The sequence below is a fragment of the Bradyrhizobium sp. 191 genome, assembly GCF_023100985.1.
Classification (GTDB): domain Bacteria; phylum Pseudomonadota; class Alphaproteobacteria; order Rhizobiales; family Xanthobacteraceae; genus Bradyrhizobium; species Bradyrhizobium diversitatis.
Genome location: NZ_CP064692.1, coordinates 4,049,357 through 4,062,433, shown reverse-complemented (window position 1 = coordinate 4,062,433; position 13,077 = coordinate 4,049,357). Strand labels below are relative to the sequence as shown.

Below are 13,077 nucleotides of genomic sequence, written 5' to 3'. Positions count from 1 at the left end.
AGGCGTCGCGAGCTTCGCAGCGCCGACGCGATGGAAGCAAGGAAGCGCCGCCCTTCATTCGCGATTGGAAACGACGCAGAAGTCGGCAGTGCGGACGAAGGCTGCGAAGTGTTTTTCATGATCAGGACGCCAGGGTCGGTTGATGACGTGGAGCGCTGTCAGCGCGATATCTGGAACCGTTGGCATCGACGGCTGGCCGCGCGACGGCGGCGGTTGCAGGGGCGCAATCCAGCATCGCCGGGCGCTTCAGCGTGATCGGTTGCCAGAAAAAGCGACGCGCCTCGGCATGCGCTTCGAACGCGTCGACGCCGATATCGCGTAGAAACTCGGATCTGTCCCTGATATCCGCGCGCAGCTCTGACCGGAAGCAGGCGCGCTCCCACCATGTGAAAGGCAGTCGCGCAAGCGGATGGTCGGCGTGGCCGCGTTCAATCATGTAGATCTGCAGGAAAACCTCCCGAGGCAGTGTGGTCCGCGATGACGTTTCTGAAAGGAAAGCGCGTGGAAATTCACCGCTCGATGCTCGCTTTTGCAGCGGAGCGGCGCATGACGGGATGGTGAAAGAGCCGGGAAGCCATTCGGTTCTCGGTTCGCTCTCCGGCGGGCCTCCCAATGTCATTACGGTGGGAGGACCCGCTTCCCGACAACCGTGCCGACTATCGCGCCGATTGATGGGTCTGAGAACTACCTGGAAAGGTGGTTCGTTGTGCTTTATGGATACACGCGCGGTCGGCGGCCTGCACACGCTTCGGGAATGACATGCATCTCTCCACGGGTCCTGTCGATCCGCAAAACCAAGAAATCTATGCACTCTGGGATCAGCTGGCCGACTTCTCGGTCTCCGACGGTGACGCCGCGCTGACGCACCTGCTGTCCGCACTGCGGACCATGTTGTCGGCACGCAATGTTCTGTGGGGGGCGGTCGTGCGATTGCCGTCACGCAAGCGGACCGATCCCCTGCTTGGCTGGCGTCCGCGCCTTGTCCGGGTGCTGGACCCGATACCCGCCGTGGCGGCATCCGTGCAGAAGCAGTACGATACGCTCTGGTCCGCCAACGTCGACCTGTCTCAGATTCTGTCCATGTCGGGAGATGAGCCGTTCCGCGTCCGCCTGTTGTTCGAAACGCTGCCGCCGGAATGGTTCGAGGGCGAGCATTATCGCCGGCACTATCTGGATGTCGGATTCGCCGACAGCATTTCAGTGCGCATTGCGCTCAATGAGGACGTGAGAATCCGCCTGTTCGTATTTCGCGATGCGCAGGCACCCCGCTTCTCGGCGCAGGACGGCCAGCTTCTGGGCTTCACGATGCGGGGGTTGAGATGGTTTCACCGCCAACAGCTGCTCAGTCACGGTCTGCTCATCGCCAACGCGGCCCTGACAGCCGCCGAGCGCAGGGTCTTGCTCTCGCTGCTCGACGGTCACGCGGAAAAGGAGATTGCGCAGAAGCTTGGCCAAAGTCCGAACACCACGCACTTCCACGTCAAGTCGATCTACGCCAAGTTCGGCGTGCGCAACCGCGCGGCGCTCGCCGCGCTCTGGCTCGGCAAGCTGCGATGATGCGTTGAGCCCGAGCGTCAGCCATACGTCAATCTCGGCGCAAGGCGCACGCCAGGGACTCTGCGCAGGGCGCACGCCAAGGACAAGCTGTCCCCTCCGGAACTGACGCTCGCTCGCAGCCGCCGGGTGGCAGCGTCACGCCCGAGGTGCAGGACCTCCACCGTGCCCCGGCAAGCTGACGTTGATGTTTCCGCGCCCTAGTCCGTCGTCGGCACTCCGGGCGCCGGCGAAGCCGCGCCCTCCGTCCCTCCGGCCGTCTCCGCCCGTCCCGGCTCCGCCGGCATCGGCACCGTCACGTAGTCCTTCGGCATGTTCACCGGCCGGTAGTCGGGCTCCACCGCCATCCGCTTCAGCACGCTCTCGTGCACATGCGCGCCTCCGGGGATGACGCGCGGCTCGCAATCGGGAATGTAGAAGCCGAAATAGACCTTCCGCGCCGGCCATTCCTTGTACCTGGCGTTCTTCGGCAAATACTCCAGCACGCGCCAGGCCGGCGTCATCGAATCGTGCAATTGGCCCGTCTTGCCGGTGTAGGCCGGCGCGACATAGTGGAACGGCGAGTTCTTGCGCTGGACGCCCCAGGCGAGCTGGTTCACCGTGCGCGGGTTGAAGTTCAGCCCGGCCTTCGCGGCTTCCTCGATCATCCAGATCAGCGGGTATTTCGACTCCCCGCTCTCGACTTCCGGATAACCGCCGCCGACGTCGCAATGCACGCCGGCGAACCACACCTGCAGAATGTCCTGCGGCACCTTCTTCTCGTCGGGCACATAGCGGTTGCTCCAGAAGTCCTGCGGCTCCTCGTATCTGTTCAGCCGGAACATGCGCCGCCGCTCGTCGATCGCGATCGCCTGCCGGAAGATCCTGACGCTGGGATCGCGCCGCGTGAAGGCGAGCTCCTCCAGGCTCGGCCAGAACAGCCGGTCGGGGCGCGGCACGATCACGCTCGCCACCGTGTCCCACACGCCGACGAAGTGGATCGTCGGCCAGCGCGTCGAGGTGATGCGCGCGAACTGCGCGGCGAGGTCGAATTCGTCCTTCGGCAGCGGCCCGCTCTCGTCGGTCGCGATGCCCTCGACGTCTTCGATCGCGTTGCCGCGCCCGGTGCCGGAATATTGCTTGTAGGCGATGAGGCCCGAGCCCGCGAGGTTCGCCTGCTCCGGCGAGATCAGGCCAATCTTGTGAATGAGCCCCGCCAGCACCCGCACGGTATAGGCCCCGCGCGAGAAGCCGAACAAATAGATCCTGTCGCCCGGCGCGTAATGCTGAACCAGGAAGCAATAGGCCGACAGCACGTTGTCATCGAGCCCGTAGCCGGTGGCGAGCCCCAGCACCAGGTTGATGTTGGTCTTCCAGCGGTGCCAGGTCGAAGGCTCCGTGACCGTGCCGACCCCGGGATCATAGTACACCATCTGCCGCGGCGACGTCCTGTCCGTCTTGCGCAGGCAGCGATAGAGCTTCAGGACGTTGGAGATGTTCTCCGAGATCTCGTTGCCGGTCCCGTCACAGCAGATGACGAGGTGTTTGGGCTCGGGCTTGCGATCGGGAGTTGCTGCCTGATCCACGGGATGCGCCTCCGGGTGATGCTACCGGGGCGAGTATAGCGGGAAATTGCCCAGGAAGCGTGACGATCGACGGGCTGCGAGATGATTCCTTGCGACCGGCACGTCAGGCGGCCCTGTCGAGTTCTTTCTCGTAGCTCTTCAAGCCAGCCCTCAGGGTCTCTTCGAGCCTCGGCGTACGCGATCGGATCGCCTCGTTGGCCGCTCTCACCGCGGCGGCGGCCATCGCTTCGTCGCGGCTGAGCTTGTCGTGATGAAACAGCCATATTGCTACCGCCGCCCAATCCCAGAGCGGGCTGTCGGACGTCACGCGGGCGACTGGCGGCGGAAAATCCCTGGCTCGCTGTCCCTTCGAATATTGCGTCATCGCCGCGCGCGTCAGTCCGGTTCGCGCGGCGATGTCGGAGAGGCTGACGAGCGGGTCGGGTTCGATGCGATCGACGCGGGCGCCGGCCGTCTGCACGTCGCGCACTGCGGTGACGATGGCCTCACTGACGGACTTCGCCTCCCGCGTGAAGTCGACGATGATGTGGCCCTTCTGGAACGCGATCGCCGCGTCGTTGCAGCCGGCATCATAGAAGCGCTGCTCGAAATCCTCCGCCTCCGGGTCCAGGCCCGATGCGATGATGCTGAATTCGAACTTCTTCACGCGCCGTCCTCCGTTCCGTGCGGGCAGCGCGCTATCGCGCGCATCACCTGCCGGGCGTGGTCTTCCGGGTTCTTCGGCGTCCCGTTCACGCCAACCTGGCAGCCGTCCCGTCCGGCATGCGGGCAGAACAGCCGCCCCCAATGCCCCATCTTGCGCCAGCGCCAACCCTTCCGCTCAGCGTCGGCGACAACGGCCTCGATCTCCTTGTGCGGATGCCGCGGGCGATCAGCCATGCCGTTACCAGATGATAGCGTGAGTGTTAACAAATGTCAACAAATTGGAGCGCGATGTAGCGTCCGTCTGGCGCAGGCAGCGATGGAGCTTCAGGATGTTGGAGATGTTTTCAGAGATTTCGTTGCCTGCGCCGTCACAGCAGATGACGAGGTGTTTGGGCTCGGGCTTGCGGTCGGGAGTGGCTGCCTGATCCATGGGATACGCCTCGGGGTGATGCTACCGGCCGAGTATAGTTAGACCGTATAAAGAACGCCAATAATCTCGCGAGCGCAAATAAATCGAGGTGCGTCGCTCTCCTCATCCGATTCAACCAACGACACGATCACTGACGAGCCAAGACCCCCCACACTTTCAAATTGCCACAGCCGGCCACCCGTGCCTGGCACGGGTTTGCCTATCCGCTTGAAAACATTATTTCCGTCATCGAGCCCCAACGCGATCAGCGTGCCTTCCAAACCACTCAGTTCGTCTTTCAATACGGCGCGACCGCCTAGAACGATCTGGCCCGGAAGCGCCAATGGAATACCGCTTTCTTCTCGGACGCGATAAGCAGCTCTAATCTGCGCTAGACTGGCTGCCTCCGAAAGCAGCGTTGCTTCGCCGCCCCCTATCGGGGGCACAGGCTGTTCGGTCAGCATTCCGACGATTCGATGTAATGTGATGCTCCCGACATCGAAAAAAAGAGTTGGTTTGGATCCTCTGGGATCGGGGGCTTCAGCAGCCAGCGCAAGCTGATCTATTCTAGTCGGACGAAAAAGACGCCGCGCGAGCAAATGTCCGCGTTGACGTGCAATAACCAAATTATGGTCTCTGCCTGCATACGGAGAGCTCTCAGCAATTGCTATGCAGCCCTCCGGTATAGAAAATCCGAGATTGTTTGTCCGGACGAGAAACAGCGATTTGTCATCAAACCACGAATGGTCAAGCTCCTCTGCCTCAGCCTGACTAGATACGGAAGCAGAACTTGCAGTGAACGCCGCTAAGTCTGGATAGGTAGGAACTCGGAAAGGCCGAACAGTAGAGGGATTGAAGGGGACAACATTCGTTGGAACCGATTGAGCCTGTATCGGCTCGTGCCAGCGCCAATGACGAAATTCGCTGTGCATCCTCTCAGCCAGTTTACGAACAGCGATAAGATCATTGACGACGGAAAATACGTCGCCCGCGCTCAAAGATGCGCGATCGTGATGGGATGTATTCAATATTCTAAGGCAATCTGCTCCTTGGCTTAGCGCGCGGCAAGCAGCAAACTCTTTAGTGGCAGGTGCCTTGAATAGAGCGTTCGGAGGAGTGCTGACGAGTCCGCGGAGGCGACCCAGATAGTCCGAGAATGTCGGAGAATTCGATGGAAATCCGTAAGCAGGATAAGCAGGGTCGTCGAATAGGTCGGCTAGACGTGCTTCAAGAAATACCCGGACCTCGTTTGCGTAATCTTGCGCGAGAGACGCATTGTCTTTGTCTTGTTCGTAAGAGATCCGCTTCCGATCGAGCTCTTCGACGGCTTGGGCGGTCTCTAGGCGCCTCCGTGATGGATTCACAGGATGGACGCTACGATGTTCAACATCAGCGTGCTCTCGGGCTGCTGCCACAGCAGCGCGCGCAAAGTGTCGGTCGTAGGTCGCAACAAACAGTTGCCCGCCTTGCTGCACCAATTCCGGCAATAAACGAGCCAGCTTTTGCTTGTTGTCGTGATCGAGAAGTTCCTGAGGGTCGTCGAAAACAAGAAGAGATAAGCCGCCGCGGGTATTGAGGACGTGCTCCCAAAAAGCCAAGTAGAAGCCCATCAGGCTCGCTCGTAGTGCAGACGCGTTTGAAATATGCTCTGCGGGCGCAGTCGCCTTTTCGAACCCAACACTAATGTCGAGCACGCCCTTCACGTCCATGGAGGTGGTGCGCAGCTGGTGGCCAGCCATCGGGAATGAGTTGTGGTAGCAGCGATCACGCCAATAGATTGCGCGAGTATGTAAGAGTTTGCGGAGCGCTTCGACTTGCTTTTGAGCGAGTTCGCCAAGCTCTACGATGCTTTCGAGCGCAGTCGCCGTTCGCTTATAGAGATCTATACGCTGCTCCTTCGCGCGGCGCGCTGCGAGATGGGTTGACATGCGTTCGCGTAGTTTAAGGGCCGAGTTGATTGGGGCAACGCCCTTTACTATCGATGATAGCTCATCAAGTTTGCGACCAATCGGCGTGAGTTCGTTGATCGGTGAGTTTGGGGCGTTATCTTGTTGCAGTATCGCCTTTGTTATCGCCGCGACTTCCGACTTGTAAGTTTCTCGCCATTGCGCAAATGCGCGTGCGCGTGCGAGCCGTTTAAGGCTCACGAGTAGTGGGGACGTTGCGTTGGTCAGTGCCGGGGGAAACGACGGAATGAACCGCCCCGGGTTTGCCGGAGGCCATTTGGTTTAAGTTATGCCGCCATGGCCGGTTGTTCCAGCATGGCGTAGTAGCGTTGCTCGGCTTCGGCCGGCGGGATGTTGCCGATGGGCTCCAGGAGCCGCCGGTTGTTGAACCAGTCCACCCATTCCAGCGTCGCGAACTCGACGGCCTCGAAGCTGCGCCATGGTCCGCGCCGATGGATCACCTCGGCCTTGTAGAGACCGTTGATGGTTTCGGCGAGAGCGTTGTCATAGGAATCTCCGACGCTGCCGACAGAAGGCTCGACGCCAGCTTCAGCCAGGCGTTCGGTGTATTTGATAGAGACGTATTGGCTGCCCCTATCGCTATGATGCACGAGCCCGCCGCGATGGACCGGTCGGCGATCGTGCAGGGCCTGCTCCAGCGCATCGAGCACGAAGCCTGCGTGCGCCGTGCGGGAGGCCCGCCAGCCCACGATCCTGCGGGCATAGGCGTCGATCACAAAGGCGACGTAGACGAAGCCGGTCCAGGTCGCGACATAGGTGAAGTCGGAGAGCCAGAGGACGTTCGGCCTTGGTGCCTTGAACTGGCGATTGACGTGATCCATCGGGCATGGCGCGGCCTTGTCGCTGATCGTGGTCTTGACGGATTTGCCGCGGATGACCCCTTGCAAACCCATGTCCCGCATCAGTCGCGACACCGTGCAACGGGCAACATCGAAGCCTTCGCGCTTGAGCTGCCGCCAGACCTTGCGCACGCCGTAGACGGAGAAGTTTTGATCGAAGACGCGCCGAACCTCGATCTTCAGCGCGGCGTCCAGCCTGGCGCGCGCCGACCGCGTGGCCGGATCGCGCCGCTTCGCGACATGGGCGTGGTAGGTCGAGGGGGCAATCGGCAACACCTTGCAGATCGGCTCGACCCCATGCGCCCCACGATGATCGTCAATGAAGGCGATCATGGCTTGGACCGGCGGTCGAGCTCCGCCATCGCAAAATAGGCGCTTGCCTTGCGCAGGATCTCGTTGGCCTGCCGAAGCTCGCGGTTCTCCCGTTCGAGCGCCTTCAGCTTCTCGGCCGTATCGGTCGGAACGCCGGTCCGCTGCCCGCTATCGACCTCGGCCTTCTTGACCCAGTCATGCAGCGTCTGCGGCGTGCAGCCGATCTTGGCCGCGATTGACGTCACTGCCGCCCAGCGCGACGGGTGCTCGCCGGCGTGATCCAGAACCATCCGAACCGCTCGGGTCCGGACCTCGGGTGAAAACTTGTTCGTTGTCTTGCTCGTCATGGCTCCATCCTCTCAGGAGTTGGAGCCTCCGGCAAACCCGGGGCGGTTCAGAATTTCCGGCTCTGCAAAGGCGGGAAGTTCGGGGAGCCGCTGGTTACACAATTCGCTCAGGCCACTCTTGAGCGGTGCAAGTGCTGACGAAAACGCGTCCGTCTCGAAGAGGTCCTGAACCAAGGCTGTACGAATAAGCTCATACGGATGTGCGGGTAAATCACGCTGCAGTTCTGGCTGAAGCGCCGTCGGGCAGTTCGCGGCGAGTCGACCGACCCAGCCGTCTACCCAGGCCTTTTGAGTTAGGGACAGAAGCTGCTGATCTGCTTCGTTCATCTCTAGTATGTGGTCGGAAACGGGACGGTTTGTTGCCGGATCGAGGATGCCGCTAAGTGTCTGTCCGGGAACATCTTGAATCATCGGAATCATTTGTGATTCAAGGGTGGCGGTCCGATTCGAAGGGGCGCCCATGTGGACGAAGGAGAACCGCGGTCGTTACGACCGAAGCCGGCTACGCTATCCAAGCGATTTGACTGATGAGGAATGGGCGTTGGTGGAGCCGCTGATTGCGCCAGCCAAGCGAGGCGGCAACAAGCGCACGGTCGATGTGCGCGAGGTGATCAATGGCCTGATGTATGTGCTGAGCACCGGTTGCCAATGGCGAGCGATCCCGAAGGACCTGCCGCCACGCAGCACGGTGCACGACTATTTTGACTTGTGGGCTTGGAACGGCACGCTCGATCGCATCCATCACGCGCTCTATGTACAATGTCGAGAATTGGCCAACCGAGAACCCAGCCCGAGCGCCGCCATCATCGACAGTCAAAGCGTCAAGAGCGCGGAAAAAGGGGGGCGTGGATCGACCCGCATGGCTACGATGCGGGCAAGAAGATCAAGGGCAAGAAGCGCCACATCCTAGTCGATACTCAAGGCTTGCTGCTCCACGCCCTCGTGCATTCGGCGGACATCCAGGATCGTGACGGTGGGGTGCTGGTGATGGCCACGCTGTTTGGCCTGCATCCATTCCTGCTGAAGCTTTATGCTGACGGCGGCTATCAGGGGCCGATCTTTCAGTCCGCCGTTCGCAAAATCCTCCGGCAAATCGACGTCGAGATCGTCAAGCGCTCCGATACAGCAAAGAGTTTTGCGATCTTGCCCAAGCGATGGATCGTCGAACGCACCATCGCCTGGCTCAACCGCTGCCGCCGTTTGGCCAAGGATTGGGAGTGCCTCAACCGAAAGGCATTGGCGTTCTTGCGCCTCGCCTCAATCCGCCTCATGCTGCGAAAGCTCTGCCAAAAAACAGCATGATCCCGGACAGACTCTAAGCGGGCGGCTACATATTGCGCACGAAGAACTGTCGTGGTCACTATACTCGTGCAGCCAACTTGCTACGCGAGCATATAGCTGTCGGCGCTTTCCTAGGTCAGGAGTTGCAGATAGTTCAGCGAGTACGGTAGCTTCATTCCGAATTTTGGCACTTAAGTCGTCGATGAGCTTCCAATCAGCTTCGCTTAGTGCGGACAGTTCACGTGAACGCCTGACACTTGGAAGTTGTTGCATAGACTTCAGCTGTCCTAGGGCCGGTCCAATGCTTGCCTCAAGGTTGTTTCGCGCGTCTTCTTCATTGGGATCAAAGTTCATTCCCAAGGTCGATTGAGCGGCGGTGAGCGCGTTTGCCTTTAGCGTGTTGAAATGAGCTTCGAGCCTTGAGAGTTTCATCTCCAAAGCACGATCATTCGATGGACCGGGCAAGTCATCCAACGGCTTCATTGCGGGATACGCGTCAATTTGCTTTTGAAGATCGTTTCTCGCTTCAACGAATTGCCTGTCGACTTCATCAATCTCCTGCTCGCGCTTCTTTTGCAATTCACTTGAGAGGCGCTCGCGGGCCTTAGCAGCGTGCTTTGCAAGGCTGGAGACCTCAGAAAGGCCTGTCAGCCGCGCTGCGGCGAGCCCAAGATCAGACGTGGCACCAATTCTTAGAAATTGCAGCATGGCGGGCATTATTGTCCCGATTCTCAGGGAAATCGGATCAATGTTGAGCGCATCGATGCCGGAAGTTACCTCAGATATTTTGCCCTTGGATGTACGCATCTGCGTTCGCCGGACAGCCAATTCATTGCCATCCTGATCCCTGAAGGTGATCTCGACCCAACTATCTAACGGTACGGGTTGATTGATCGGTGGCACGTAGGTTGCGGGATCGGGAAGAGGAGTAACTGGAGTGAGGGCATGCAGAGTAACTTCATCGTCCCCGTTCTCCGATGACCTGCTAAATGACCCGCTAAACTCCAGTTGCCCGGCCTCTGGTTGGCGTTGGGGCCGCAGGACCTGTCCCGTCAAACACCAGATGATAGTATTTAGAAGCGAGGTTTTGCCCGCACCGTTCCATCCTTCGAACAGGGTAATCGGTGCCCGGGGCTCAAAAACGAAGTCGGATGGGGGCTCGTCAGCAGTCCCATATGCATGAACACCGGCGAAGCGGTGAGCCACGATCTTTACTATAGCTAGTCGTCTGCGCGCTTGTTGCGCATTCACCGCCGGGATCGGCAGTTGTGGAGGCGAGGTTGCCATGGCCGATACCATGGCTTCCACATCCGCCGCCATGACGTTTCCCGCCCATTTTGGTTGGTTCAAGCGGTACCAATTGAGAAGAGAGCGGCTGTCCGGATTGTTGAACCGGAACTCGTTCTCGTTTTCACCGACTAGGACACCAGAGCCGCCGATCAATTCGGCAAAGAGGCTTTCCACGGTCTGCAGATGTAAGGGGCGAGAACTAATCGGTGAATTGGTCATGCCTGGCTCCGAAACTATGCAATCGCAAGTTATCCGAGTCGCAAACGCAAGTTGCGTAGGGCGATACCGATTCAGTTCTATTTGCAGTAGAAGTTAGTCTGAGGTCTCTGCGTCGCGCCGATCCGCCAAAAACAAAAACGGCCGGATCTTCCGATCCGGCCGCAACGCAAACTCTTACTGGCTAAGCCTACGCCACGCGACGCAACCTAGCCCCCGCCCAATTTCCGAAAACTCAGCTCGCCTGCTTGGCCGGCTGCGCGTCGCCGACCTTCTTCTGGATGGCGCGCTTCAGCTCGAGGGCGCGCGGCGACAGGTTGTCGGCGTTGGCCTTGAGCAGGAAGGGGTCGAGGCCGCCATTGTGGTCGACGCTCTTGACCGCGTTGGTGGAGACGCGCAGGCGCACGTTGCGGCCCAGCGCTTCCGAGATGAACGTCACGTTGACGAGGTTCGGCAGGAAGCGGCGCTTGGTCTTGATGTTGGAGTGGCTGACCTTGTGGCCGACGAGGGGGCCCTTGGCCGTCAGTTCGCAGCGGCGAGACATGGCAAAAATCCTTATCCTGAACCCCCAACGATCTGCGGCCGCCATTCGGGGCGCCACGGGGGCAAATTCTTTTGTCCTTGCAGGGAGCGGGCGGACGTATAGGGGGGAAGGGGCGGGACGTCAAGTTTTTGGGCGGCTTTTTAGGCCGCTCGGGAGGTGCGCTCCCTCTCCCGCTTGCGGGAGAGGGGTGGGGAGAGGGCTCTCTCCTCTTGGGGGCCCGGACGTCATTGCGGATGGTGCCCCCAAGAGGAGAAAACCCTCACCCGCGCTTCGCGCGACCTCTCCCGCAAGCGGGAGAGGTGTCGGAGCCCGCGGTTACCGCCCGATCACCAAAACGGCAATGATTATCGCGCCTTACCATCACATAAAGGGCGTATTCGCCGCCGAAATATCAGGGGGAGTTCCGGGGCGGATACGTCCGGACACATTGTTTGCCGCGGTTTTTGGTTTAAGTAACAGCGCATCGCGCCCCGATTGGATAGCTTCGTGCTTGCAACGTCCCATTTTGCGCAGGATTTGCGCTCAGCCCGGCCGCGCCTGGCCGGCTGGCTGATGGCGCTTTGCGCGCTGGCCCTGGCGTGGGGCGCGGTGCCGGCCGCGGCGCAAGGCAAGCTCGAGGCGCAGTATGAGGCCTCGCTGGCGGGCATTCCCGTCGGCAAGGGCGCCTGGAACATCGACATCCAGGACGACGTGTTCTCGGCGGCGGCCGCCGGCGGCACCACGGGGCTGCTGAAGTCCTTCACGGGCGGCTCCGGCACCGGCGCCAGCCAGGGGCGCGTCGTCAACGGCGCGCTGGTGGCGACCGGCTACCAGGCCTCCACCACCACCCAGAAGAAGACCGAAGAGATCCGCATCACCCTCGACAAGGGCAATGTGAAGGATTTTGCGATCCTCCCGGAGCCGCCGGTCGACCCTGATCGTATCGTCGTCACCGAGGCGCATCGCCGCGGCGTCTGGGACCCCATGACGGCCTCGCTGCTGCGCGTGCCCGGCACCGGCGATCCCGTTTCGCCGGACGCCTGCCATAACGGCGCGCCGGTGTTCGACGGCCGCATGCGCTACGACCTCAAGCTCGATTTCAAGCGCATGGAGACCGTGAAGGCGGAGAAGGGCTACAAGGGCCCGGTCGTCGTGTGCTCGCTCTATTTCGTGCCGGTCGCCGGCTACATCCCCGATCGTCCCGTGATCAAATACCTCGCCGCCCAGCGCAACATCGAGATCGCCTTCGCCCCGGTCGCCGGCACGCGCATCCTGGTCCCGTTCTGGCTGAAGGTGCCGACGCCGCTCGGGCCCGCCATGCTGGAAGCCACCAGCTTCATCACCTCGGCCCAGCCGCCGCGCGTCGCCAAGACGCAGTAGGCGAGGACGGAGTCCCTTCTCTCTCCGCCGTCATTCCGGAGCGCGCCGTAGGCGCGAGTCCGGAATCCATCGCGAGACAGTCGCTGCGGCCCGATGGATTCCGGGCTCGCGCCAAGGGGCGCGCCCCGGAATGACGAAAGAATTCGGGTCCAAAAACAGACCTCAATTATTTCAATCACTTACCTACTGTGCATGGGGTTGTTTTCGCGAAAAAGGGCGTCCGCCCCCAGCACCAGCGTCATGGCCGGGCTTGTCCCGGCCATCCACGTCCTTGCTGCGCGGGGTCGAGAACGTGGATGCCCGGGACGAGCCCGGGCATGACAGCAGAGCGAGACAACGGGAATCCATTTGACTCCTCTCCGATTCTGATTCGACACCGCGCCGTCCCCAGCTTTAACCGATACGGTCGCTTGTGCGACCGCGCAAAACTCCATCTAGTGCACAACCAACGCGAGTCCCGCGACATGTTGCGAGAACGGAACGGGACTCAACGGGGAGTCAGCGATTCGGCCGCGATTCGTTCTAGAGTCGTTCCGAAGCTTAAGGCGAACGGGAAAAGCGTCGCAAAGTGAAACAGTTGCGGAGGATTCGGCGAGGGCGTTCCCGCACCCACGGTGTCATCGCCCGGCTTGACCGGGCGATCCAGTACGCCGAGGCGGTTGTGGTCGAGCGGAGAGGCCGCGCCGTACTGGATGCCCCGGTCGAGCCGGGGCATGACAGTGGAGCGTGGTTGCCGCGCAGCGTTCGGA

13 protein-coding genes, 1 pseudogene and 1 other annotated feature are annotated in these 13,077 nt (G+C 60.8%); of the genes and pseudogenes, 3 read left to right on the top strand and 11 right to left on the bottom strand.

The window, feature by feature from the left end:
* Positions 1–121 precede the first annotated feature (121 nt).
* A complete protein-coding gene (locus IVB23_RS18890; RefSeq protein ID WP_131872640.1) occupies positions 122–436 on the bottom strand; it encodes a hypothetical protein in 315 nt (104 codons plus the stop codon).
* Positions 437–759: 323 nt separating this feature from the next.
* Here IVB23_RS18890 and IVB23_RS18885 point away from each other — a divergent pair, with 323 nt between their 5' ends.
* Positions 760–1,557 (top strand): helix-turn-helix transcriptional regulator, encoded by a 798-nt coding sequence (locus IVB23_RS18885; protein WP_197969304.1) that lies wholly within the window; start codon positions 760–762, stop codon positions 1,555–1,557.
* A 197-nt stretch (positions 1,558–1,754) separates the two neighbouring features.
* Here the strand turns inward: IVB23_RS18885 and IVB23_RS18880 are convergent, their stop codons facing one another.
* The 7 genes and pseudogenes from IVB23_RS18880 to IVB23_RS18850 form a co-directional block, all read right to left on the bottom strand.
* Complete coding sequence (locus IVB23_RS18880) at positions 1,755–3,119, bottom strand: DUF2235 domain-containing protein (RefSeq protein ID WP_247804646.1); 1,365 nt, start codon at positions 3,117–3,119, stop codon at positions 1,755–1,757.
* Positions 3,120–3,222: 103 nt separating this feature from the next.
* Positions 3,223–3,765 (bottom strand): hypothetical protein, encoded by a 543-nt coding sequence (locus tag IVB23_RS18875; protein WP_061882612.1) that lies wholly within the window; start codon positions 3,763–3,765, stop codon positions 3,223–3,225.
* Entirely contained in the window at positions 3,762–3,998 is a 237-nt protein-coding gene (locus IVB23_RS18870) for a hypothetical protein (RefSeq protein ID WP_061882611.1), read from the bottom strand. Before IVB23_RS18870 ends, IVB23_RS18875 begins: the two co-directional genes overlap by 4 nt.
* A 55-nt stretch (positions 3,999–4,053) precedes the next feature.
* Positions 4,054–4,194: pseudogene (locus IVB23_RS18865) on the bottom strand (DUF2235 domain-containing protein); the annotation flags it as partial.
* A 38-nt stretch (positions 4,195–4,232) separates the two neighbouring features.
* Positions 4,233–6,101: a hypothetical protein gene (locus tag IVB23_RS18860; protein WP_247804641.1), complete on the bottom strand. Its 1,869-nt coding sequence runs from the start codon at positions 6,099–6,101 to the stop codon at positions 4,233–4,235.
* A 305-nt stretch (positions 6,102–6,406) separates the two neighbouring features.
* Positions 6,407–7,638, bottom strand: a protein-coding gene (locus IVB23_RS18855; protein WP_247800019.1) for an IS3 family transposase whose coding sequence is annotated in 2 segments (ribosomal slippage) — positions 6,407–7,347 and positions 7,347–7,638 — 1,233 coding nt in all. Because the reading frame shifts where the segments join, the coding sequence is not laid out codon by codon here.
* Positions 7,238–7,354, bottom strand: a sequence feature (AL1L pseudoknot). It overlaps the preceding gene by 117 nt.
* Before the next feature lie 12 nt (positions 7,639–7,650).
* Positions 7,651–8,058, bottom strand: coding sequence for a hypothetical protein (locus IVB23_RS18850; protein WP_247804639.1), 408 nt, complete (start codon positions 8,056–8,058; stop codon positions 7,651–7,653).
* Positions 8,059–8,098: 40 nt separating this feature from the next.
* Between IVB23_RS18850 and IVB23_RS18845 the strand changes: the two genes are divergently transcribed.
* Positions 8,099–8,940, top strand: a protein-coding gene (locus IVB23_RS18845; protein ID WP_247801096.1) for an IS5 family transposase whose coding sequence is annotated in 2 segments (ribosomal slippage) — positions 8,099–8,471 and positions 8,471–8,940 — 843 coding nt in all. Because the reading frame shifts where the segments join, the coding sequence is not laid out codon by codon here.
* On the opposite strand, the gene IVB23_RS18840 is transcribed toward IVB23_RS18845, so the two are convergent.
* Positions 8,896–10,428, bottom strand: a complete 1,533-nt coding sequence (locus IVB23_RS18840; RefSeq protein WP_247804638.1) for an ATP-binding protein — start codon at positions 10,426–10,428, stop codon at positions 8,896–8,898. The two genes, IVB23_RS18845 and IVB23_RS18840, sit on opposite strands and share 45 nt — an antisense overlap.
* Before the next feature lie 232 nt (positions 10,429–10,660).
* Positions 10,661–10,969, bottom strand: coding sequence for a 50S ribosomal protein L28 (gene rpmB, locus IVB23_RS18835; protein WP_061882608.1), 309 nt, complete (start codon positions 10,967–10,969; stop codon positions 10,661–10,663).
* A gap of 552 nt (positions 10,970–11,521) precedes the next feature.
* On the opposite strand from rpmB, the gene IVB23_RS18830 reads away from it, so the two are divergent.
* Positions 11,522–12,328, top strand: a complete 807-nt coding sequence (locus tag IVB23_RS18830; RefSeq protein ID WP_247804933.1) for a DUF3108 domain-containing protein — start codon at positions 11,522–11,524, stop codon at positions 12,326–12,328.
* A gap of 487 nt (positions 12,329–12,815) precedes the next feature.
* Here IVB23_RS18830 and IVB23_RS18825 read toward each other — a convergent pair whose 3' ends face one another.
* Positions 12,816–13,043: a hypothetical protein gene (locus tag IVB23_RS18825; protein ID WP_197969283.1), complete on the bottom strand. Its 228-nt coding sequence runs from the start codon at positions 13,041–13,043 to the stop codon at positions 12,816–12,818.
* Positions 13,044–13,077 lie beyond the last annotated feature (34 nt).

What these genes read in the sequence shown, in the direction of transcription:
- IVB23_RS18850 (WP_247804639.1), bottom strand. Translation starts at nt 8,058, where the DNA reads ATGATTCCGATGATTCAAGATGTTCCCGGACAGACACTTAGCGGCATC.
- rpmB (WP_061882608.1), bottom strand. Translation starts at nt 10,969, where the DNA reads ATGTCTCGCCGCTGCGAACTGACGGCCAAGGGCCCCCTCGTCGGCCAC.
- IVB23_RS18840 (WP_247804638.1), bottom strand. Translation starts at nt 10,428, where the DNA reads ATGACCAATTCACCGATTAGTTCTCGCCCCTTACATCTGCAGACCGTG.
- IVB23_RS18890 (WP_131872640.1), bottom strand. Translation starts at nt 436, where the DNA reads ATGATTGAACGCGGCCACGCCGACCATCCGCTTGCGCGACTGCCTTTC.
- IVB23_RS18870 (WP_061882611.1), bottom strand. Translation starts at nt 3,998, where the DNA reads ATGGCTGATCGCCCGCGGCATCCGCACAAGGAGATCGAGGCCGTTGTC.
- IVB23_RS18830 (WP_247804933.1), top strand. Translation starts at nt 11,522, where the DNA reads ATGGCGCTTTGCGCGCTGGCCCTGGCGTGGGGCGCGGTGCCGGCCGCG.
- IVB23_RS18885 (WP_197969304.1), top strand. Translation starts at nt 760, where the DNA reads ATGCATCTCTCCACGGGTCCTGTCGATCCGCAAAACCAAGAAATCTAT.
- IVB23_RS18825 (WP_197969283.1), bottom strand. Translation starts at nt 13,043, where the DNA reads ATGCCCCGGCTCGACCGGGGCATCCAGTACGGCGCGGCCTCTCCGCTC.
- IVB23_RS18860 (WP_247804641.1), bottom strand. Translation starts at nt 6,101, where the DNA reads ATGTCAACCCATCTCGCAGCGCGCCGCGCGAAGGAGCAGCGTATAGAT.